This is a genomic window from Streptomyces sp. NPDC032091 (genome assembly GCF_055580265.1).
This window is the reverse complement of sequence record NZ_JBVILR010000011.1, coordinates 180,465-203,510: the sequence shown is the minus strand read 5'-3', so window position 1 is coordinate 203,510 and position 23,046 is coordinate 180,465. Positions and strand designations below refer to the sequence as shown.

The following is a 23,046-nucleotide window of genomic DNA, read 5'->3' as shown; positions in this document are numbered from 1 at the left end:
GTCACCCCACCGCCGCTCGGGCCCGGGGCGGTGCGCCGGCGCCCTGACCTGCCAGCAGCTCCCGCAGGAGTTCGATCACCCGTACGCTCTCGCGGGGCTCGGCGAGGTAGAAGTGGCCCCCGGGGTAGACGCGGAGGTCGGTCGGGCCGGAGGTGTGGTGTTCCCAGGCCGCCGCTTCGTCGACCGTGACGCGGGGGTCGTCGTCCCCGGTGAGCACGGTCACCGGGCAGTCGAGCTTCCGGCCCGGGTCGTGGACGTAGGTCTCGACGGCACGGTAGTCACTGCGGATGGCAGGCATGATCATTTCCAGCAGTTCGGGATCCGTCAGCATGGTGCTGTCGGTGCCGCTGAGCTTACGGAGTTCGGCGACGAGCTGTTCGTCCGACTCCGCGTGGATCCGCTCGTCCCGCAGGCAGGAGGGGGCGCGCCGGCCGGAGGTGAAGACCCGGGCGGGCGCGGGGAGTCCGGCGTCCTGCATGCGCAGCGCCACCTCGTAGGCGAGGACGGCGCCCATGCTGTGTCCGAACAGCGCCAGGGGCTTGTCGTCGAGGTGCCGGACCGCGTCGAGGATCCGGTCCGCCATGACGTGCAGGTCGGGGATGTTGGGTTCGTGGCGCCGGTCCTGCCGGCCGGGGTACTGGACGGCCAGTACCTCCACCGCGGGCGCGAGCGCCCGGGACACCGGGAAGTAGAAGCTCGCCGAGCCGCCGGCGTGCGGCAGGCACACCAGGCGGGTCTTCGCCTGCGGTGCCGGATGGGATCTGCGGACCCATTTCGTGAATTGTTCCGCTGGTTGGGGCACGACCGGGAATTCCTTTCGGGAATGGCCTTGCATTGTCCCTCGAAAGCGTAGGACGGGCGTCTGCGCCCGGACATCCCCCGATCTGATAGGCCGCCCCCTTCCCGCCGGGATGCGAAACAGGCCGCCGGCACCGGCAGGTGAGTCTCCGGCGACTGGTTCGACGAGCGTAGGACAGGCGTTGCCGGAAGGGCATCCCCCGGTCTGATAGGCCTCGTACTTGCGCAGGTCGATGCTGCCGGACACGAGCAGCGGGACGGGACTTCGGGGAGCGGCGCGCCCTTGTCCGGGTCCGCATCCCTCGACCTGATAGTCCTTTGCGGATCCTTTGACACGCCTGTGGCGGCGAAATACTCTTCTGGCGATTTTTCACGGGCGGAATTTCGAGCGGGGGCCGAGGCCGACATGCGCACGCACGACACGTACTCGAATGCGACGGACACGGACGTCGTCATCGTGGGCAACGGCCCCGTCGGCGCCACCCTTTCGGTGCTGCTGGCCCGGCGGGGCTGGCGGGTGACGGTCCTCGAACGCCGGCCCAGGCCCTACCGGCTGCCGCGGGCGACCAGCTTCGACGGGGAGACCGCCCGGCTCCTGGCCGCCACCGGCATCGGCCCGCGGCTCGGCCGGGTGACGGAACCGGCCAACGGCTACCAGTGGCAGACCGCCGCCGGCGCGGTGCTGCTGGACATCGGGTTCAGCGACGCCGGCCCGTACGGCTGGCCCGACGCCAACACGATGCACCAGCCGGCGCTGGAGGAGCTGATCGCCGCCGAGGCGGAGGCGCTCGACGGGATCACGGTGCTGCGCGGCCACGAGGTCGTGGGGATCGCCGACGGCGAGGAGCGGGTGGAGGTGACGGCCACCACCGACGACGACGAGGCGCGGGTGTTCTCCGCGCGGTGGGTGGTCGGGTGCGACGGCGCCAACAGCTTCGTCCGCGAGCACCTGGACGTCTCCGTCACCGACCTCGGGTTCTCGTACGAGTGGCTGCTCTGCGACGTGGAGCTGCACGAGCCCCGCGCGTTCACCCCGACGAACGTGCAGGTCTGCGACCCGGCGCGGCCCACGACCGTGGTGGCGAGCGGACCGGGGCGGCGGCGCTGGGAGTTCATGCGGCTGCCCGGGGAGAGCGCCGCCGAGCTGGGCCGGGAGGAGACGGCCTGGCGGCTGCTGGCTCCCTTCGGCGTCACTCCCGGGACGGCCACGCTGCTGCGCAGCACCACCTACATCTTCCAGGCCCGCTGGGCCGACGAGTGGCGGGTGGGGCACGTCCTGCTGGCCGGCGACGCGGCGCACCTCATGCCGCCGTTCGCCGGTCAGGGCATGTGCTCGGGCGTCCGGGACGTCGTCAACCTGGCCTGGAAACTGGACCTCGCGCTGCGCGGCCTGGCCCCCGAGTCCCTGCTGGACACCTATACGCAGGAGCGGCGGGCGCAGGCCAGGGAGGCGATCCTGGCGTCGGTGCAGCTGGGCCGGGTGATCTGCGTGACGGACCCGGCGGCCGCCGCGGAACGGGACGCCACCGTCCTGGCCAACCGGCGCGGCCGGCCGGCGGCCCGGCCCGAACCGGCGAAGCCGCTGACGGGCGGGCTGCTGCGGCGGCCGTCCGGGGCCCAGGAGGCCGAGGCGCCCGCGGGCGCCGTCGTACCGCAGGGGCGGGTGGCGCGGCCGGGCGGGCCGGGCGGGCTGTTCGACGAGGTGGTCGGCCGCGGTTTCGTCCTGCTGACCACGGACGACGCGCACGAGGGGCTCGACGGGGAGCGGCTCGCCTTCCTGGAGGAGCTGGACGCCCGGGTGGTGCGGCTGCTGCCGCCCGGGCGGGAGGCGCACGGGGACGACGGGGCCGGGGTGATCGGCGTCGCGGACCTGGACGGGGTCTACGGGCCGTACCTGGCGCGGTTCGGCGCCACTTCGCTGCTGGTCCGCCCGGACTACCACGTCTTCGGCGCCGCGGCCGGCCCGGAGGGCGCCGCGTCCCTGGTCGACGACCTCCGCACCGCCCTGCGCGCCGCGGTCCCGGCGGGCACCCCCCGCTGACGGCTCCCCCGGGCCCGGCCGGGCCCGGGGTCAGGGGGACGTGAGGTGGGCCAGGGCGAGGGCGCCGCGCAGGGAGGAGAGGCCGCCGAGGGCGGCCGTCCGTACCGGCAGCGGTGCCTGGCCCGGGCGGGCCAGCGCGGCGAGGTGGGCGCCGACCCCGGTGACGATCCCGGGGACCCCGGCCGCGAAACCGCCGCCGATCACGACGAGCCGGGGGTGGAGCAGCTCCTGGACCCCCGACACCGCGGCGGCCAGGGCCCCGCAGGTCCGGTCGACGGCGGTGACCGCCCAGGGCTCCTCGTCGGCCAGCGCCCGCACCAGCTCCTCGAAGGCGACGGGCGCCCCGCGCAGCAGGGCCGCACGGTCGAGGGTGGCCGGCCCGGAGGCGAGGGCCTGGAGGCAGCCGCGCCGGCCGCAGAGGCAGCGGGCGCCGTCGAGGTCGACGATCACGTGCCCGAGTTCGAAGGAGCCGCGGTCCGGGCCGGGGCAGAGCCGGCCCCGCAGGACGAACCCCCCGCCGACGCCGGTGCCCACCCCGAGGTAGAGCAGGTCCTCGCAGCCGGACTCCCGGGCCTCGGCGAGGGCACCGAGGTCACCGTCGTCGGCCCAGGCGGTGGCCGCTCCGGGGAACAGCGCGCGCAGCGCCCCGGCCAGGTCGAGGCCGTTCCACTCGGGCCGGCTGGGCCAGGCGGTGACCCGGCCGTCCGGCCCGACCGTCCCGGGCATCGCGACGCCGACCGCGGTCAGCGGCCCGGCGAGCCTGCCGCGCAGCTCGCCCACGTGGCGGGCGAGCCGCTCCAGGTCCCGGGCGGCGCTGTGCCGCGGGTCCCAGCGGAAGGAGGACTCGTCGACGCACCGCCCGTCCGCCTCCGCCCGGAAGGCGACCTTGGTGCCCCCGATGTCGACCCCGAGGTGATGTGCCTGCCGCATGCCGTCGTGTCCCTCAGACGCGGGGCACGGCCGGGCACAGGGCCAGCAGTTCGGCGGGGCGGTGCAGGACGGTGCCCGGTCCGGAGGCCAGCAGGGCGTCCTCGTCGTCCACCTCCGCCCACAGCGCGGCGGCCGAGGCCACGCCGGCGCCGTGCGCGCTGGCGATGTCGGTCGGGGCGTCGCCGACCATGACGGCCTCCTGCGGGGACAGCCCCAGCAGGGCGAGGGCGTGCTCCACTATGTCGGGGGCGGGCTTGGGGCGGGCGACCTCGTCCGAGCCGATGACGTGGTCGAAGAAGGACAGCAGGCCCAGCTCGTCGAGCAGCGAGCGGGCGCGCTCGCCCGCCTTGCCGGTGGCCACCGCCAGCTTGAGCCCGCGGGCCCGCAGGGCCAGCAGGAGCTCGCTGATGCCGTCGAAGACCGGCACCTGGGGGGCGAGCCGGTAGCTCTCGCGGACGAAGGGCTCCTCCATCTCCAGGGGCAGCCCCATGATCCGCATGATGTCCGGGAAGTAGCGGCCCTGGTGGCGCCGGTACTCCTCGAAGGGCGCCTCGCCCTCGCCGACGACCTCCCGGTAGGCGATGGCGAACGCCTCCTCCATCACCGCGAAGCTGTCGACGATGACCCCGTCGAGGTCGAAGATCACGGCGCGCCGGACCGCCGGGAGCGTGCCCGTCGCCGCTGTTCCTACCGTTGCAAGTGTCACGTGATGCCATCCCGTGGGTGTACTGGTCCTGTGGGACCGGTGGTGCGGCCGGGTCGGCCGCCGGTCGCGCCGTCGCCTACCGGTAGGCGGGGACGGCGTCGCGGGTGCGTGCGGACAGGGCCGACGCGTAGAAGTCCTCGATGACGCCGACCGTCGTCCGGGCCTCGCCGATGGCCCGGCCCCGGTTGCGGGGGTCGGCGAGGACGGCGGCCAGGCCGTCGAGCTGGCGCCGGTACTCGTTGCCGATCGGCTCGTCCGGTACCGGCAGCGAGGTGGTGGTGCCCTCGCGGGTGAGGGTCAGCTCCGAGGGCCGGCGGTTGGGGCTGAAGCCGAAGGTGCACCGGAGCTCGGCGGTGCCCTCGCCGCCCACCACCTGGATGCGGGTCACGTCCCGTGCCTCGTGCGAGGCCCAGCTGGCGTGCAGCGAGACGGAGACCCCGTCGTCGCGTACGAGGAAACCGCGGGCGGTGTCCTCGACGTCGCCGGCCGGCGCCGCGGCGGGCCGGTCGTGGCGCCATGCCGCGCTCCAGGAGCCGGCGTTGACGAAGTCGTTGGCCGTGACGCCGACCACCTGCGCGAAGCGGGCCGGGCCGAGCAGGGCGGCGAGGGTGTCGAGCAGGTGCCAGCCCAGGTCGAGCAGGACACCTCCGCCGGCCTTGCTGCGCTGGGTGAACCAGCCGCCGGCCTGCGGGATCCCGCGGGCCCGTACCCAGGCCAGGTCGACGTGCCGGATGGGGCCGAGGCCGCGCAGCTCGTCGGCGAGGGCGCCGACGTCCGCCCGGTACGGGGCCGCGCTGCCGGCCAGCAGCGTGGCACCGCCCCGGCGTTCGGCGGCGGCCAGGGCGTCGGCCTCGGCGGAGGTCAGGCAGACCGGCTTCTCCAGGAAGACGCAGACGCCCCGGCCGAGCAGGGTCGCGGCCACCTCGGCGTGCAGGAAGTTGGGTACGGCCACGACGGCGAGGTCGACCGAGCGGGGGCTCAGCGCCTCGACCGTCGAGTACACGGGCAGGCCGGCCACCCCGCCGAAGGCCTCGCGGGCCTCCGGCCGGGTGTCGACGACCGCCACCACCTCGAAGTCGGCGTGCTCGCTCAGCAGGGGCAGCCACAGCTCGCGGCCCGCCCAGCCGAGGCCGACGACGGCGACCCGGACGCTCATGCGGCGCCCACGACGTCGGCGATGATCTCGGCCGTGCGCTGGATGTCCCCTTCGCTCGCGAGCAGCACCCGGTGGTGCAGCCAGATGCAGTCCTGGCTCAGGGCGTCGGAGTGGGGGCAGCGCCGGGCGAGTTCCTCGGGGGTGGTGTCGGGCGCGCCGATCTCCCAGAAGGCGTCGGTGCGGTAGATCGCGCGGAAGCCCGCGAACGCCGGGACGCCGATCTCCACGAGGCGGTCCACGACGGCGTTGCGCTTCTCCTCGGTGATGCCGGGCACCCGGAACATCGCCATGTAGTGCGAGGGGACGTCGGTGCGCTCGTCGCCGCGCTGCGGGACCACGCCGTCGATGGAGTCGAGCAGGCCGGAGAGCTGGGCCCAGCGCGCGTGACGGGTGGCGATCTGCCCGTCGAGGCGGCGCAGCTGGGCGCGCAGCACCGACGCCGAGAACTCGTTGAGGCGCAGGTTGGAGCCGGCGATGGAGTGGAGGTAGCGGCGGTCGGTCCTGGGCCGTCCGCAGCTGTGGCGCAGGAAGGCGTTCTCGTACATCTCCGCGTCGGGGAACAGGACGGCGCCGCCCTCGCCGGCGGTCATCAGCTTGCCGTTCTGGAAGCTGAACGCGGCGACGGAGCCGAGCTCGCCGACGCGCTTGCCCTGCCAGCGGGCGCCGTGGGCGTGCGCGGCGTCCTGGACGAGGGGGACGCCGGTGTCGGCGGAGAGCTTGTCGAGGGCGTCCATGTCGGCGAGGAAGCCGGCCATGTGCACCGGCATGATCGCCCGGGTGCGCGGGGTCACGGCGTCGGCGGCCCGGGCCACGTCGATGTTGAAGGTGTGCTCGTCGACGTCGACCGGGACGGCGACGGCGCCGAGGCGCTGCGCGGCCTGGGAGGACGAGATGAACGTGAAGGCGGGGACGATGACCTCGGAGCCCGGGCCGACGCCGAGGACCTGGAGGGCCAGTTCGAGGGCGTGGGTGCCGTTGGTGACGGCGAGGGCGTGGGGGGCGCCGTGGTGCTCGGCGAACTCCCGCTCGAAGGAGTCGACCTCGCTGCCTCCCATGCGCCACCACTGGCCCTGTTCCAGGGCGCGGATGAGGCCTTCCCGCTCGTCGTCGTCGTACTGGGGCCACTGGGGGAATTCCGGTGCCTGTCGCGCGTTCATGTTTCTCCAGAGGAAATGGATGTGGCTCGACGCGAGATGCGGAGCGGGGCGTCGAAATAGGCTGGATTACCGGTCCAACGTAGGTCTCGGAATGCTTCTCCGCATCCCTCGGTCCGGTAGTTCTCGGGGGATTTCACTTCAAATCGAAGAATGCTCGATATGAATTCAGTTGGCCCTCTAGCATGTGAATCCCGTGATGGACGGGGTGGCCCAGCGCGGCCGCTTCGCGCAGGAGCCGCGTCTCGTGGGGCTTCATGACGATGTCCGCCACGAGCGCGTCCGCGGGCAGGGCGTCCAGGGGGAAGGGCAGGGGGTCGTCGGGGCGCATGCCCAGGGGGGTGGCGTTGACGGCGATGTCGGTGTCGCCCGGGTGCGGTCCGGGCAGGACGCGGACGCGTCCGGGCCAGTGCGCGTCGAGGCGGGCGGCGAGGGCGCCCGCTGTGGCGGTGTCCGCGTCGTACAGGGAGAGCCGGGCCGCGCCGGCCGTCAGCAGGGCGGCGGCGACGGCGCTGCCGGCACCGCCCGTCCCGACGAGCGCGACCCTCCTGCCCCGGGGGTCGTGTCCGGCGCCGACCAGGCCGGACACGAAGCCCGAGCCGTCGAAGTTCTCGGCCAGCCAGCCGCCGTCGGGCTCCCGGCGCAGCACGTTGGCGCTGCCGACGACGTCCACGGTCGGGCCGCGGCGGTCGGCGAGCCGGCACACGGCCGCCTTGTGCGGCACCGTGACGAACATCCCGTCGAGGTTCTCGACGCGCTGCAGGCCGCGGACGACCCGTTCGAGGTGTTCCGGCCGGACGTGCACCGGGACGAGGACGGCGTCCATGCCGAGCTCCGCGAAGACCGGGTTCATCAGGGCCGGGGCCTGGACCTGGGCGACGGGATCGCCGAGGACGGCGTACAGCCGGGTGGTGCCGGTGACGGGAATGCCGGCGCCGGCGGGGTGGCCGGTCATCGCGGCACCGCCCCGGAGCCGGTGACCGCGGCCGCCGCCAGGTCCGCGGTCAGGGAGGCGATTTCCCTCGCCTGTTCCGCGTTGAGGCGGGGGTCGCAGGCCGTGCGGTACCGGGCGGGGAGATCGGCTTCGGTGATTCCGCGGGAGCCGCCGACGCATTCCGTGACGTCCTCGCCCGTCATTTCGACGTGAATTCCGCCGGGATGGGTTCCCAGACTCCGGTGGACCTCGAAGAATCCGGTGATCTCGTCGGCTATGTGCCGGACGTCGCGGGTCTTGTATCCATTGGCCGAGGTGTGGGTGTTGCCGTGCATGGGGTCGCACTGCCACACCACCCGATGGCCGGTCGCGGTGACCTCCTCGACGATCGCCGGCAGGACCTCGCGGACCCGGTCGTGGCCCATACGGCTGACCAGGGTGAGCCGTCCGGGTTCGCGGTGCGGGTCGAGCCGGCGTACGTACGCGGCGGCCGCCTCCGGGGTGGTGCCCGGTCCGATCTTGAGGCCGATCGGGTTGGAGAGGAGTTCCGCGAAGGCGATGTGGGCGCCGTCGAGGCGGCGGGTGCGCTCGCCGATCCACAGGAAGTGGCCCAGTCCGCTGGACAGCCGGGGTTCGGGCCCGCTGGTGTCGGCCCGCAGCTGGGAGCGCTCGTAGTCGAGGAGGAGCGCCTCGTGACCGACGTGGATCTCGCCGCCGTACGCGTCCTCGGCCCCGTCCGGGCCGGCGCCCGGGGCGGCCTCCGCGGAGAACGCGCGGACGAGGTCCATCGCGGCCGCCGCGTGGGCGTGGGCCCGCAGCATCCGGCGGGGGTCGGGAGTGCGGGCGGCGAGGGTGGGCTCCACCGAGTTGACCATGTCGCCGCGGTAGACGGGCAGGCCCTGTCCGTCCACGTCCTGGGAGCGCGGTTTGGCGTACTGGCCGGCCAGCCTGGCGACCTTGACGACGGGCAGTCCGGTGCGGCGGCCGAGGAGCGCGGCCATGTCCACGAGCGTCCGCAGGTTGCCCCGTACATGCGCTTCGGTGTTCTCGGCGAAGGTTTCGGCGCAGTCACCGCCCTGGACGAGGAAGGCCTCGCCGCGGGCGACCGCCGCGAGCCGGCCGCTCAGCCGTGCCGTCTCGGCCGGCGTCACGATCGGCTCGGCCAGGGACAGCCGTTCCCGTACCTCCCGGGCCAGCCGCGGATCCGGCCAGACCGGCTGCTGTGCGGCCGGTCTGGCCAGCGCCGCCGCCAGACGGGCGGCCGGCGCCGGACCCGGCGCCGGGTCCGGGGGCGGGGCGGTGCCGGCCGGAGCGTGGGGGGCGGCCGGCCAGTGCATCGTGCGCGTCATGTGAGAGCCGCATCGTTCGAGGAGGCTCCCGGCGCGGGTTCGCCGACCAGATCGGCCAGGCCCGCCCGGGGCATCCGGTCCAGGACGTCCGCGACCAGCCCGTGCGGTACGTCGTCCACCAGTTCCGCGCCGTTCGGCCCGTCCAGCACGAACGTCAGGCCGGTGAGCGCCTTCTTGTCGTGCCGCATCAGCCGTACGAGCGTCTCGGTGGCGGGCCCCTCGGGCAGGGACGTGGGGAGGCCGTAGGACCCGACGACCTCCTGGTGCTCGCGCACCCGCTCCTCGCCGATGCGGCCGAGGGCCCCGGCGAGGCGGCCCGCGAAGACCGTGCCGATCGCGACGGCCTCGCCGTGGCGCAGCGCGAAGTCCGTGGCCCGCTCCAGGGCGTGGCCCAGCGTGTGGCCGTAGTTGAGCAGGTGCCGTGGTCCGGCGTCCCGCTCGTCCCGCTCCACGATGCCGGCCTTGAGGGTGACGCTGGCGGTGATCTGCTCCGGCAGCGACAGGCCCCGCAGGTCGCCCGCGCCGATGAAGTGGCAGCGGGCTATCTCGCCGAGGCCGTTGAGCACCTCCCGGATGGGCAGGGTCGAGAGGTAGTCGGTGTCGCACAGCACGGCGCTGGGCTGCCAGTAGGCGCCCACCAGGTTCTTGCCGGCCGGCAGGTTCACCGCTGTCTTCCCGCCGACGCTGGCGTCGACCTGGGCGAGCAGCGTGGTGGGCAGGTGGACCACGGGGACGCCCCGGTGGTAGAGCGCCGCCGCGAGTCCGACCACGTCGGTGGTGGTTCCGCCGCCGCAGGAGACGACGACGTCGGACCGGGTGAGCCCGAAGCGCACGAACTCACCGCACAGCGCCTCCACCGTGCTGAGGGTCTTGTCCCGCTCGCCGTCCCGGGCCGGCAGCAGCAGGGTCTCCACCCCGGTGTCGGGCACCCATTCCTCCGGGCGGGCCGACACGACGACGGCCCGTCTGGCGCCCAGTCGTTGGACGGTCTCGGCGAGCGACGCGCGCACGCCCGGGCCGATGAGTACCTCGTAAGAATGGTCTCTGAGGCGCAGAGGAATGGAAGCCATGGTCCGCCTACTTGCCCGCCGTCGCCCTGCGGACGCGGGACTCGGCCCGCTCCTTGCGGTCGGCCTCGTCCAGGTGCGGGTAGGCGGGGCAGCCGAAGACCCGCTTGAACGGCGCGAACGTGTCCCACTCGGTGCGCTTGCGCATCTCCTGGGCGACCGGGTTGTGCTCGCTCCAGAAGTCGCCGCCGATGAGGCGGACCAGGTACTTCTCCAGGGTGTCGCGGTCCGTGGAGCGGGCGGCGTCGGCGGCCACGGCGACCAGTTCGCCGTCGTAGTAGGCGTGGATGAGCCGGATGTAGGTGTCGTAGCCGGTCTTGAAGAAGCTCGCGTACCGGTCGATCAGGTGGTCCTCGGCGGCCGGGTCGTCGAGGGCGGCGCCGATGGTCTCGGCGGCGCGGACGGCGGTGGCCGTGGCCACCAGGACGCCGCCGGAGAACATCGGGTCGCCGAAGCAGCCGGCGTCGCCGACCATGACCCAGCCGGGGCCGGTGACCGTGTCCGAGTGGTAGCAGTAGTCGGTCTCGACGCGCAGGTCGCTGGTGGGGTGGGTGCCGGTGAGGCGGGCGGTGATCCGCGGGATGCGGCTCACGTGCTCCTCGAACGCCTTCTCGGGGGTCGAGCCGCGCAGGACGTCGCGGGGCATGACCGTGCCGACGCTGATGGCGTCCTTGGAGAGCGGGATCGCCCACACCCAGCCGTCGTCGTGGGCGCCGACCTGGATGTCGCCCTCGACGCCCAGGTTGTGGCTCTCGTCGAGCCCGGCGTAGTGCCGGAACACGGCGACCATGCGGAGCTTCTCCAGGGTCTTGCGCAGGCCGAAGCGGTTGGCGATCCGGCCGGCGCGGCCGCTGGCGTCGATGACGTACTTCGAGCGGACCTCGTGCTGCTCGCCCTCGCGCTCGTAGCGGACGCCGACCATGCGGTCGCCCTCCATGAGCAGTTCGTTGACGTTCGCCCCGAAGAGGACGCGCGCGCCGGCGGCGGCGGCCTGCTCGGTGAGCATCTTGTCGAAGCGGGCGCGCTCGACCTGGAAGGCGCTGGAGTAGCGGCCGTCGCCCTGCTTGGTGAAGTCGGCGCGGAAGACGCCCTCGAAGAACTTCTTCTCGGTCGGGTCGATGAACTCGCCGCCGAACTTGGGGACGTAGCCCTGGGCCTCGACGGCCTGGCGCAGGCCGATCTGGTCGAACATGCCCATCATGTAGGGCAGCAGGGACTCGCCTATGTGGAAGCGGGGGAACTCGTCGCGTTCGAGCAGGACGACGTTGTGCCCCTGCTGGGCGAGGACGGTGGCGCTGACGGCGCCGGCCGGTCCTCCGCCGATCACGATCACATCGGTCGTGTCGTTTGCCATCACATTTCCCTTCGGATTCTTTTGCTGACGCGCTCGCGGGGCCCATGCCCGCGGCCGGTGTACGGAAGTCGGCGAACGGGGCGGATCAGCCGGGTCCACCGGAGAGGATGCTGTCGATCAGCGCCCGGTGCTCGTTGTCGTCCGTGATGGTGTGGGCCTGCTCGCGGCCGTCACGGATCGTCAGATAGCGGCGCCCCTTGAGTACGGCCTGGCCGTTCTCGAAACTCCGGCCGCACAGGATTTCGCGGCCGTCCCCCGGCCTTTCCTCCGCGAGGATCTCCCGGAGGAGGTCCTCTATTTCCTTCCAGTCGCTCCACTGACGGGATTCCATCGTGAAGGTGTAGACGAGGCTCCACCGGGTGACGGCTCCGCGGCGCTGGAGGGCGATCTCGTTCCCGCGGTCGACCAGCCGGTACTGGCACCGGTGCTGGGTCTGCACCGCGTCGGTGACCAGCAGCGGCTCGATGTAGGAAGGCCCAGGATATCCAACGTCCACGAGCCATTCCTGCCCGTCCAGCGCGACGCGACTGAACATGTGCTCGACATCGAGCGCGAATGCCTCGGCCCCTTCCGCGGTCCGGGCCGCCATCAGCGTAACCTCGTATCCGAGTTCGCGCAGGAGACGGAAGAAAAGGCGGTTCAACTGGAAACAGGTGCCGCCCTGACCGTTCATGACGGTCGTTTCGAAGAGGGCGTCCTCGTCGATGTCGACGAGGTTCACGCCGTCGTCGTAGTTCCCGGTGACGCCGTTGTACGGAATCGCCATGAGGTGGTGCTTGTGGAGTTTGCGCAGGGTGGCGATGTCCACTCCGGTTTCTCCTGCGCAGCCGATCCGCCGCAGGTACCTGCCCACGTCGAACATGTCGTTGACCTTCTTTCGGACGTTCGGGCCTCAGACGGCCAGGGGAACGGCGGCCTGTGCGCCGCACAGCAGCTCGTGCAGGTATCCGGCGAGCAGTCCGGGCGTCGGGTGGTCGAACACCAGGTTGGGAGAGAGCTTCCGTTCCGCGAGGGTGCGGAGCCGGTTGCGGAGCTCGATGGCGGTGAGGGAGTCGAAGCCGATCTCGAACAGCCCCTGGTCGGCGTCGAAGTGGTGGTTCGCGCTGTATCCCAGGACGGCGGCCACCTGCGCCCGCACCAGGTCGAGCAGCGCCTTCCGCTGCTCGGCGGCGGGCAGTGCGGCCAGCCGCTCGGGCAGTCGCCGGCCCTCCTCGGCGCCCGCCGCGGCGTGTGCCTGCCGGCGGCCGGCCTTGACCAGCCCGCGCAGCATGTGCGGTACGCCGCCGCCCGCCGCGGCCCCGCCGCGGAGCCCCCGCAGGTCCAGCTTGGCGGGCACCAGCTGTGCCTGACCGGAGGCGAGGGCGGCGTCGAAGAGTTCCATGCCCTCCGCCGGGGTCAGCGCCGTCAGGCCGCCGCGCCGGTTGAGCCGGGCCTTGACGACGTCGTCGGTGCCGGCCGCCATGCCCGCGCCGGTCTGGTCCCACAGGCCCCAGGCCAGGGAGAGGCCCGGCAGGCCGGCGGCCCGGCGCTGGTCCATCAGACCGTCGAGGAAGGCGTTGGCGGCGGCGTAGCTGCCGCTGCCGGCGCCCATGAAGACGGCGGAGACCGAGGAGTAGACGACGAACGCGTCCAGGTCCAGGCCCCGCGTCAGCTCGTCCAGGTGCCGTACCGCGTCCACCTTCGGCGCGAACACCCGGGCCAGCCGCTCGGGGGTCAGCATGCCGATCACCCCGTCGTCCGTGACGCCCGCGGTGTGCACGACCCCGGTGAGCGGGTGCCCGGCGGGCACGGACGCCAGCAGGTCCGCGACCTGCGCGCGGTCGGAGAGGTCGCAGGCCGCCACGGTGACGTCGGCGCCCTCGGCCGTCAGCTCGGCGACGAGCTCCCGGACCCCTTCGGCCTGCGGGCCCCGGCGGCTGGCCAGCAGCAGGTGCCGTACCCCGTGCCGGGCGACCAGGTGCCGGGCCGCGAGCGCGCCCAGCGAACCGGCGCCCGAGACCAGGACGGTGCCCTCCGGGGCGAAGACCGCGGGAGCCTGCGCCACCGGCCCGGCGGCGCGGGCCAGGCGCGGCACCAGCAGGGCCGCCCCGCGGACCGCGACCTGCGGCTCGCCGCAGGCCAGTACGGACTCCAGCACCGCTTCCGTACCGCCGTCGGCGCCGGGGTCGGTGTCCAGCAGGACGATCCGGTCCGGGTTCTCCGCCTGCGCGGCCCGCACCAGGCCCCACACCGCCGAGCCGGCCGGGTCGGTCACGGTCGCCTCGCCGGCGGCGGGCACCGCGCCCCGGGTCACGACCAGCAGCCGCGACTCCTCCAGCCCGGCCCCGGCCAGCCAGCACTGGACCACCTCCAGCACCCGGTCGGCCAGGTGCAGCACCGGGTCCTCACCCGCGGGGAGCGGGGCGGCGCCGGTGACGGCCTCCAGGACGGCCAGCGCCGGGGCGGGCGTGCGGCCTTCGATCACGTCGTCGGCCAGGGTCGCCACCTCCTCCGCGGTGGCCACCGGCACCCACGAGGGGGCGGGCCCGCCGGCCGGCGTCCGGGGCAGCCCGGTCCACTCGACCCGGAACAGCGGGTTGGCGGGGAGGGCCGTACCCGCGGCCGTCTCCAGCTGCTCGGTGGACACCACCCGGGAGACGAGGGAGTCCAGGGTCACCACGAGCCGGCCGGTCCGGTCCGCCGCCTCCAGGGCCAGTGCCTGGGGCTCCGGCTGGAAGAGACGGACGCGCAGCGCCGGTGCCCCGGCGGCGTGCAGGGCCAGCCCGTTCCACGCGAACGGCAGCCGCAGCTCCTGGTCCTCGCCCCCGGCCGACGGGGGCTGCGCCGCGCCGTTCAGCAGGGGCGAGTGCAGGGCGGCGTCCAGCAGCGCCGGGTGGATGCCGTACCGGCCGGCTTCCGCGCGGTGCTCCTCGGGGAGGGCGACCTCGGCGAAGAGCTCCTCGCCGCGCCGCCACACCGCCCGTACGGCCCGGAACGCCGGCCCGTACCCGTATCCGACGCCGGCGATGGCCTCGTAGCCGCCGCTGATGTCGACGGGTTCCGCGCCGGCCGGCGGCCAGGCGGCGAAGTCGAACCCGCTGCCGCGGCGGCCGCCCGGTGCGGCGGCGGCCGACAGCGTGCCGGAGGCGTGGCGCGTCCAGCCGTCACCGTCGGTGCCGCCCTCGCGGCGGGAGTAGATCTCCACGGTGCGCGCACCGGCGTCGCCGGGGCCGCCGACGGCGACCTGCACCTGGACCCCGCCCTGGGCGGGCACCACGAGCGGCGCCTCGATCACGAGCTCCTCCAGCAGCTCGCAGCCGGCCTCGTCGCCCGCCCGTACGGCCAGTTCGACCAGGCCGGTGCCGGGGACGATGACGACTCCGTCGACCGCGTGGTCGGCGAGCCAGGCGTGCGTGCGCAGGGACAGCCGCGAGGTGCAGAGCAGCCCGTCGTTCTGCGGCAGCTGGACCACCGCGCCGAGCAGCGGGTGTTCGACCCCGGCGAGGCCCAGGGAGGCCGCGTCGGTGGCCGGTTCGGCGGCCTGGATCCAGAAGTGCCGGTGGTCGAAGGCGTACGTCGGGAGGTCCGGGCGCACGGAGTCCGGCGTCGCGGGCAGGACCTCGGCCCATTCCACGGCCACTCCCCCGGCGAACAGCTCGGCCATGGAGGTCAGCAGGCGGCGGAGGCCGCCGTCCTCACGGCGCAGGGAGCCGGTCACGACCAGGTCGGTGTCGAGGCCGTCGACGGTCTCCGCGATCGGCTGCATGAGCACCGGATGGGCGCTGACCTCCAGGAACACCCCGTGTCCTTGCGAGGCCAGTTCGGCCACGGCCGGGCCGAAGTCGACCTGTCCGCGCAGGTTGCGGTACCAGTAGCCGCCGTCCAGGACATCGGCCTCCGTCACCCAACTCCCGGTGACGGTGGAGTAGAACGGCACCTCGGGCGCCTTCGCCGCGACCCCGGCGAGGGCCTCGGCGAGCGTGCCCTCGATGGCCTCGACATGCCGGCTGTGGGACGCGTAGTCCACGGCGACCCGGCGGACCCGGACGCCTTCGAAGGCCAGCGCATCCAACGCCTCGTCCAGCGCTTCGGCGTCACCGGCGATCACCACGGACGACGGGCTGTTGACCGCGGCCACCTCGACCCGGTCCGCCCACCGCTCCAACTTCGCGACCGCTTCGTCCGCGCTCAGCGCCACCGAGGCCATTCCGCCCCGGCCGGCGAGCTTCTCGGCGATGGCCCGGCTGCGCAGGGCCACCACCCGGGCCGCGTCCTCCAGCGACAGGGCGCCGGAGACGCACGCGGCGGCGATCTCGCCCTGGGAGTGCCCGACGACCGCGTCGGGGCGGACCCCGACCGAGGACCAGACGGCCGCGAGACCCACCATCAGCGCGAAGCTCGCCGGCTGGATCACGTCCACCCGCTCCAGCACCTCCGGCGCGGCCTCACCCCGCAGCACGTCGACCAGCGACCAGTCGACCCACGGCTCCAGCGCGGCGGCACATTCGGCGATCCGCGCCGCGAACACCGGCGAGGAGTCCAGCAGTTCACGGCCCATACCGGCCCACTGCGAGCCCTGCCCGGGGAACACCCACACGGCCCTGCCCGGCGCCGCCGGGCCCACGCTGCCGGTCACGACCCCGGCGGCTTCCTCGCCGCGGGCCAGTGCCCGCAGCCCGAAGAGGGCCTCCTCGGCGGAGCCGGCCGTGACGACCGCCCGCTCGCCGAAGACGGCACGCCCGGAGACGAGCGCCCCGGCCACCCCGGCCAGGGACACCCCCTCGGCGTCCTCCAGGAACCCCGCCAGCCGCTCGGCCTGACCGGCCAGGGAGGCGGCGCTGCGTGCCGACACCACCAGCGGCACGACACCACCGGGCGCGGAAACCGGCTCCGCGGCCTCCTCGCGGGCTTCGGCCGGGGCCTCCTCCAGGATCAGGTGGGCGTTCGTGCCGCTGATGCCGAACGAGGACACGCCCGCCCGGCGCGGCCGGCCGTCGCGCGGCCACTCCCGGGCCTCGGTGAGCAGCTCGATGGCTCCCTCGGACCAGTCCACCTGCCGCGTCGGGGCGTCCACGTGCAGGGTCGGCGGCATGATGCCGTGGCGCATCGACTGCACCATCTTGATGACGCTGGCGACGCCCGCGGCGGCCTGCGTGTGCCCGATGTTGGACTTCAGGGAGCCCAGCCACAGCGGACGCTCCGGGTCCCGGCCCTTGCCGTACGTGGCGAGGAGCGCCTGGGCCTCGATCGGGTCGCCCAGCGCCGTGCCCGTGCCGTGGCCCTCGACGACGTCCACCTCGGACGCCCCCAGCCCGGCGCTGTGCAGGGCCTTGCGGATGACCCGCTGCTGGGACGGGCCGTTGGGGGCGGTCAGGCCGTTCGAAGCGCCGTCCTGGTTGACGGCGCTGCCGCGCAGCACCGCCAGCACCCGGTGCCCGCGCTCGCGCGCCACCGAGAGGCGCTCCAGCACCACCAGGCCCACGCCCTCGGCCCAGCCGGTGCCGTCCGCGCCGTCCGCGTACGCCTTGCAGCGGCCGTCACCGGCGAGGCCCCGCTGGCGCGAGAACTCCACGAAGGAGACCGGGGTCGCCATGACCGTCGCGCCGCCGGCGAGGGCCATGGAGCACTCGCCCTGGCGCAGCGACTGCGCGGCCAGGTGCATGGCGACCAGGGACGAGGAGCAGGCCGTGTCGACGGTGACCGCCGGGCCCTCGAAGCCGAACACGTACGACACGCGGCCGGAGGCCACGCTCGCCGCCGTGCCCGTGCTGGCGAAGCCCTCCAGTTCCGGGGCGGCCACGCCGGCCCCGTATCCCTGGCTGGACACGCCGGCGAACACGCCGACGTCGGTGCCCTTCAGCGAGAACGGGTCGAGGCCGACCCGTTCGAGGGCTTCCCAGGAGGTCTCCAGCAGCAGCCGCTGCTGGGGGTCCATGGCGAGGGCCTCGCGCGGGGAGATCCCGAAGAACGCCGGGTCGAAGAGCCCCGCGCCGTGGACGAAGCCGCCCTGGCCGACGTACGAGGTGCCCGTGCTGTCGGGGTCGGGGTCGAACAGGCCGTCCAGGTCCCAGCCCCGGTCGTCGGGGAAGGAGGACATGCCCTCGCGGCCCTCGGACACCAGTCGCCACAGGTCCTCGGGGCCGGCGACCCCGCCGGGCAGCCGGCAGGCCATCCCCACGATGGCGATCGGCTCGTCCGGGTCCACGGCGGCGGCCGCCACGGCCGGCGCCGGGGTGCCGGCCGCCGTCGCGTCGGCGAACTCCTCGCGCAGGTAGCCGGCGAGGGCCAGCGGGGTCGGGTAGTCGAAGACCAGTGTGGCCGGGAGCTTCAGGCCGGTCGCCTCGCGCATCCGGTTGCGGAGCTCGACGGAGGTGAGGGAGTCGAACCCGGCGTCCTTGAACGCCATGTCGGCCCGCACGCCGCCCGGCCCGGTGTGGCCGAGGACGACGGCGGCCTCGGCGCGCACCAGGTCCAGCAGGAGGGCCTCGCGCTCCTCCTCGCCGAGCCCGGCGAGCCGGCGGACCAGCCCGCCGTCCCCGGCGGACTGCGCCCGGGCCTGCTGCCGGCCGGAGCGGACCAGGCCGCGCAGCAGGTGCGGGACGCCGCCACCGGCCGCGGCGCCGGACCGCGCCCCGCGCAGGTCCAGCTTGATCGGCACGAGCAGGGCACGCTCCGCCACCAGGGCGGCGTCGAAGAGCTCCATGCCCTCGGCCGCGGAGATGGCCAGCGCGCCGCCGCGGCTCATTCGCGCCTGGTCGACGGCGCTCAGGTCGGCGGTCATGCCGGAGGTCTGCTCCCACAGGCCCCAGGCGAGCGACAGGCCGTGTTCCCCGGCGGCCCGGCGGTGGGCCATCAGCCCGTCGAGGAAGGCGTTGGCGGCCGCGTAGTTGCCCTGGCCGGCGGATCCGAACACGCCGGAGGCGGAGGAGAACACCACGAAGGCGGCGAGGCCGAGGCCCCGGGTCAGCCCGTCCAGGTGCCGGACCGCGTCGACCTTGGGGGCGAACACCCCGGCCAGCCGCTCCGGGGTCAGCGCCCCGATGACCCCGTCGTCGAGCACACCGGCCGTGTGCACGACGCCGGTCAGCGGGTGCCCGGCCGGTACGGACGCCAGCAGCGCCTGCGCCTGCTCGCGGTCGGAGACGTCGCAGGCCACCACCGAGACGGTGGCGCCCTGCCCGGTCAGCTCCGCCACCAGGGCCTGCGCGCCCTCGGCGGCCGGGCCGCGGCGGCTGGCCAGCAGCAGGTGCCGTACGCCGTGCCGGGCGACCAGGTGCCGGGCCACGAGGGCGCCGAGCGAGCCGGTACCGCCGGTGACCAGGACGGTGCCGCCGGCCGCGAACACGGCGGGGACGTCGGGGACCTGGGCGGCCGTCCGGGCGAGCCGGGGCGCGGAGAGCGCGCCGGCCCGGACCGCGACCTGCGGCTCCCCGCCGGCCAGGACGGCGCCCAGCACCGGCTGGGCTCCCGCCTCGGAGGCGGGGTCGGTGTCGATCAGGACGATCCGGTCCGGGTTCTCCACCTGGGCGGCGCGCACCAGGCCCCACACCGCCGCTCCCGCGGGGTCGGCCACCGCGCCGTCGCCGGCGGGCACCGCGCCCCGGGTCGCCACGACGAGCCGGGACTCGTCCAGGCCCGTACCGGCCAGCCAGGCCTGGACGACGCCCAGCACCCGGGAGGTCAGGGCGAGGACGGAGTCCTCGTCGCCGACGGCCTCCAGCAGCGCGACGGCCGGCACCGGGCCGCCGCGCTCCAGCGCCGCCACGTCCTCGGCGGTGGCCACGGGCGCCCACTCCGGCTCGGCCACGGCCCCCTCGGCCGGGGTGAGCGGGGCCCATTCCACCTCGAACAGCGCGTCGGTGACGGCCGGTGCGGCGGCGGCGCCGAGCTGCTCGGCGGAGACGGGGCGGGACACCAGCGAGTCCAGGGTCACCACCAGGCCGCCGGTCTCGTCGGCGGCTTCCAGGGACACGGCGCCGGGCCCGCCGGGCACGAGCCGCACGCGCAGCACCGAGGCGCCCGAGGCGCGCAGCTCCAGCCCGTTCCACGCGAACGGCAGCACCGCCTCCCCGGCCGCCCCGTCCTCGTCGGCCGGTGCGTCCGCCGGGGCGGCGAACATCCCGGTGTGCAGGGCGGCGTCCAGCAGTGCGGGGTGGAGGCCGAAGCGGTCGGCGTCCTTGCGCTGCTCCTCGGGCAGGGCGACCTCGCCGAAGAGCTCCTCGCCGCGCCGCCACACCGCCCGCAGGCCCTGGAACGCGGGCCCGTACCCGTAGCCGCGGCCGGCGAGCCCCTCGTAGAAGTCGCCGACCTCGACCGGCCGGGCGCCGGCGGGCGGCCAGGCGGCGAAGTCGAACCCGCTGCCGCCCCGCCGGGCGGCGGCGGACAGGGTGCCGGTGGCGTGCCGCGTCCACGCGTCCTCGTCGTCCGCGTCCTCGCGCAGGGAGTGGATCTCCACGGTGCGCGAGCCGTTCGCGCCCGGCGCGCCGACGGCGACCTGGACGCGGACCCCGCCGCGGTCGGGGACCACCAGCGGCGCCTCGATGACGAGCTCCTCCAGCACCCCGCACCCGGTCTCGTCGCCGGCCCGTACGGCCAGCTCGACGAGCCCGGTGCCGGGGACGAGGACGACCCCGCCGACGGCGTGGTCGGCGAGCCAGGGGTGGGTGCGCAGCGACAGCCGGGAGGTGAAGACGAGCCCGTCCAGCTGGGGCAGCCGGACGACCGCGCCGAGCATGGGGTGGTCGGCCGCCGCCTGGCCGAGCGCGACGGCGTCGGTCGCGGCGGCCGCTTCCTTCAGCCAGTAGTGCCGGTGGTCGAAGGCGTACGTCGGCAGGTCCACCCGTCCGGACGCCGCGGACGGCGGCAGCACCGCGCTCCAGTCGACGGCCGCGCCGCGGACGAACAGTTCGGCCACGGACGCCAGCAGCGTCTGCTCCTCGGGGCGGCCGTCGCGCAGGGCGGCGACGGCCGTCACCGTTCCGGCGCCCGCGGCGGCGGCGCTCTCCTCGACCAGTCCGGTCAGGGCGGCGCCCGGGCCGACTTCCAGGAACAGGGTGGCCCCGGACTCCACGGCGGCCGCGATCCCCTCGGCGAACCGTACGGGCCGGCGGACGTGCCCGGCCCAGTACTGCGGGTCGGCGAGCTCGCCGGGGCCGGCGAACCGGCCGGTGACGTTCGAGACCACCGGGACGGCCGGTTCCTGCCAGGCCACACCGGCCAGTTCGGCGGCGAACCCGTCCAGCATGGGCTCCATCCGGGCGGAGTGGAACGCGTGCGAGACGGCCAGCCGCTTCGTCTTGCGGCCGCGTCCGCGCAGCACGGCGGCCGCGGCGAGCACGGCGTCCTCCTCGCCGGAGAGCACCACCGAGTCCGGGCCGTTGACGGCCGCGAGCTCGACGCCGTCCCCGAGCAGCGCGGCGGCCTCCTCCTCGCCGGCGGCCACGGCGACCATCGCACCGCCCGGGGGCAGTGCCTGCATCAGCCGGCCGCGGGCCGCGACCAGGCGGGCCGCGTCGGGCAGGGTGAGCGCGCCGGCCGCGTGGGCGGCGGTGATCTCACCCACCGAGTGGCCGATGACCGCGTCCGGGCGCAGCCCCCAGGACTCCAGCAGCCGGAACAGGGCGCTCTCCACGGCGAACAGGCCCGCCTGGGTGTACACGGTCTGGTCGAGGAGCGCGCCGGCGCCGGGCGCCCGGCCGAGGACCACGTCCCGGACCGGGTGGTCGACCCGGCCGGCGAGGGCGTCGTCGAGCTGCTCGCAGGCCGCGTCGAAAGCCTCGGCGAACACCGGGTGGCGTTCGTACAGTTCCCGGCCCATCCCCACGCGCTGCGAGCCCTGGCCGGGGAACACCCACACGGTCCGGGCCGGCCCGGTGGCGGCGCCGGTCACGACACCGGCCGCGCCCTCCCCGCGGGCCAGCGCCTCCAGCCGGGCCACCGCCTCGGGCGCGGAGCCGGCCAGGACGACGGCGCGTTCGGCGAAGAGCGCCCGCTCGGACAGCAGCGCCCGGCCCACCTCCGCCGGCGCCACCCCGTCGGCGTCCTCGAGGTACGAGGCCAGCCGCGCGGCCTGCCCGGCCAGGGACCCGGGGGTGCGCGCCGAGACCACCAGCGGGACCATTCCGGCGGGCACCGGGTCGGGCTCCGCCCCGGCTCCGGCCGGGGCCTCCTCGGCGGGGGCCTCCTCCAGGATCAGGTGGGCGTTGGTGCCGCTGATGCCGAACGAGGAGACGCCCGCCCGGCGCGGCCGGCCGTCGCGCGGCCACTCCCGGGCCTCGGTAAGCAGTTCCACCGCGCCCGCCGTCCAGTCCACCTCGGTGGTGGGCCGTTCGACGTGCAGGGTGGGCGGCATCACGCCGTGGCGCAGGGCCTGCACCATCTTGATGACGCTGGCGACGCCGGCGGCGGCCTGCGTGTGCCCGATGTTGGACTTGAGGGAGCCGAGCCACAGCGGCCGCTCCGGGTCGCGGCCCTGCCCGTAGGTGGCCAGGACGGCCTGGGCCTCGATCGGGTCGCCGAGGGCGGTGCCCGTGCCGTGCGCCTCGACGACGTCGACGTCCGCCGAGACCAGTCCGGCGCCGGCCAGCGCCTTGCGGATCACCCGCTGCTGGGAGGGGCCGTTGGGGGCGGTCAGGCCGTTGGAGGCGCCGTCCTGGTTGACGGCGCTGCCGCGCAGCACGGCGAGCACCTTGTGCCCCTTCTCGCGGGCCACGGACAGCCGTTCCAGCACCACGACGCCGGCGCCCTCGGCCAGGCCCATGCCGTTGGCGCCGTCCGCGAACGCCTTGCAGCGCCCGTCGGTGGCCATGCCCCGCTGCCGGGAGAAGGCGACGAAGGTGCCGGGCGTCGACATCACCATCGCGCCGCCGGCGAGGGCCACGGAGCACTCGCCCTGGCGCAGCGCCTGCGCGGCGAGGTGGATGGCGACCAGGGAGGAGGAGCAGGCCGTGTCCACCGACACCGCGGGCCCCTCGAAGCCGAACACGTACGACACCCGGCCCGAGGCCACGCTGGGCGCCACGCCCGTCCCGGTGAAGCTCTCCAGCTCCGGGGCGATGGCCCCGGCTCCGGTGCCGTAGCCCTGGCTGCACAGGCCGGAGAACACACCGACGTCGGTGCCCTTGAGGGAGACGGGGTCGATGCCGGCGCCCTCCAGTGCCTCCCAGGAGGTCTCCAGCAGGAGCCGCTGCTGCGGGTCCATGGCGAGGGCCTCGCGCGGGGAGATCCCGAAGAACCCGGCGTCGAACAGGCCGGCGCCCTGGAGGAATCCGCCCTGGTCGGTGTACGAGGTGCCGGGGTGGTCGGGGTCGGGGTGGAAGAGGCCCTCCAGCTCCCAGCCGCGGTCCTCGGGGAACCCGGAGACCGCGTCCCGGCCCTCGGACACCAGCTGCCACAGGTCCTCCGGGCCCGCCACGCCGCCCGGCAGGCGGCAGGCCATGCCCACGATGGCGATCGGCTCGCCGGCGTGGTTCGACCCCTGCTTCTTCAGGGTGTGCAACTCGGCCGTGACCCGCTTGAGGTACTGGAGGAGTTTTTCGTCCGTGGCCATTCTTTTCGATTCCTTACGAAGTGGTGGGGG

12 protein-coding genes are annotated in these 23,046 nt (G+C 74.7%); 1 reads left to right on the top strand and 11 read right to left on the bottom strand.

The window, feature by feature from the left end; translation table 11 throughout:
- Position 1 precedes the first annotated feature (1 nt).
- Positions 2 to 802, bottom strand: coding sequence for a thioesterase II family protein (locus ACZ5NJ_RS19765; protein ID WP_468766320.1), 801 nt, complete (start codon positions 800 to 802; stop codon positions 2 to 4).
- A 402-nt stretch (positions 803 to 1,204) separates the two neighbouring features.
- Between ACZ5NJ_RS19765 and mhpA the strand changes: the two genes are divergently transcribed.
- On the top strand, positions 1,205 to 2,839 hold the full coding sequence (gene mhpA, locus ACZ5NJ_RS19760; protein WP_468766319.1) for a bifunctional 3-(3-hydroxy-phenyl)propionate/3-hydroxycinnamic acid hydroxylase MhpA: 1,635 nt from the start codon (positions 1,205 to 1,207) through the stop codon (positions 2,837 to 2,839).
- A 30-nt stretch (positions 2,840 to 2,869) separates the two neighbouring features.
- Here mhpA and ACZ5NJ_RS19755 read toward each other — a convergent pair whose 3' ends face one another.
- The 10 genes from ACZ5NJ_RS19755 to ACZ5NJ_RS19710 form a co-directional block, all read right to left on the bottom strand.
- Entirely contained in the window at positions 2,870 to 3,769 is a 900-nt protein-coding gene (locus tag ACZ5NJ_RS19755; protein WP_468766318.1) for an ROK family protein, read from the bottom strand.
- A gap of 13 nt (positions 3,770 to 3,782) precedes the next feature.
- On the bottom strand, positions 3,783 to 4,475 hold the full coding sequence (locus ACZ5NJ_RS19750; RefSeq protein ID WP_468766317.1) for an HAD-IA family hydrolase: 693 nt from the start codon (positions 4,473 to 4,475) through the stop codon (positions 3,783 to 3,785).
- Between the two features lie 76 nt (positions 4,476 to 4,551).
- Entirely contained in the window at positions 4,552 to 5,631 is a 1,080-nt protein-coding gene (locus tag ACZ5NJ_RS19745; RefSeq protein WP_468766316.1) for a Gfo/Idh/MocA family protein, read from the bottom strand.
- The gene (locus ACZ5NJ_RS19740; protein WP_468766315.1) at positions 5,628 to 6,788 is read right to left on the bottom strand and encodes a DegT/DnrJ/EryC1/StrS family aminotransferase; all 1,161 of its coding nucleotides are present in this window, start codon (positions 6,786 to 6,788) and stop codon (positions 5,628 to 5,630) included. Before ACZ5NJ_RS19740 ends, ACZ5NJ_RS19745 begins: the two co-directional genes overlap by 4 nt.
- A 133-nt stretch (positions 6,789 to 6,921) precedes the next feature.
- Entirely contained in the window at positions 6,922 to 7,740 is an 819-nt protein-coding gene (locus tag ACZ5NJ_RS19735) for a shikimate dehydrogenase family protein (protein WP_468766314.1), read from the bottom strand.
- A complete protein-coding gene (locus ACZ5NJ_RS19730; RefSeq protein ID WP_468766313.1) occupies positions 7,737 to 9,068 on the bottom strand; it encodes a 3-deoxy-7-phosphoheptulonate synthase in 1,332 nt (443 codons plus the stop codon). Before ACZ5NJ_RS19730 ends, ACZ5NJ_RS19735 begins: the two co-directional genes overlap by 4 nt.
- Positions 9,065 to 10,138 carry a 3-dehydroquinate synthase family protein gene (locus ACZ5NJ_RS19725; protein WP_468766312.1) on the bottom strand — a complete coding sequence of 358 codons (1,074 nt, stop codon included), beginning with the start codon at positions 10,136 to 10,138 and terminating at the stop codon, positions 9,065 to 9,067. The genes ACZ5NJ_RS19730 and ACZ5NJ_RS19725 overlap by 4 nt, the downstream gene beginning before the upstream one ends.
- A gap of 7 nt (positions 10,139 to 10,145) precedes the next feature.
- Positions 10,146 to 11,489, bottom strand: a complete 1,344-nt coding sequence (locus ACZ5NJ_RS19720) for an NAD(P)/FAD-dependent oxidoreductase (RefSeq protein WP_468766311.1) — start codon at positions 11,487 to 11,489, stop codon at positions 10,146 to 10,148.
- 85 nt (positions 11,490 to 11,574) lie between these two features.
- On the bottom strand, positions 11,575 to 12,351 hold the full coding sequence (locus ACZ5NJ_RS19715; RefSeq protein WP_468766310.1) for an arylamine N-acetyltransferase: 777 nt from the start codon (positions 12,349 to 12,351) through the stop codon (positions 11,575 to 11,577).
- Positions 12,352 to 12,381: 30 nt separating this feature from the next.
- A complete protein-coding gene (locus ACZ5NJ_RS19710; protein WP_468766309.1) occupies positions 12,382 to 23,016 on the bottom strand; it encodes a type I polyketide synthase in 10,635 nt (3,544 codons plus the stop codon).
- Between the last annotated feature and the right edge of the window lie 30 nt (positions 23,017 to 23,046).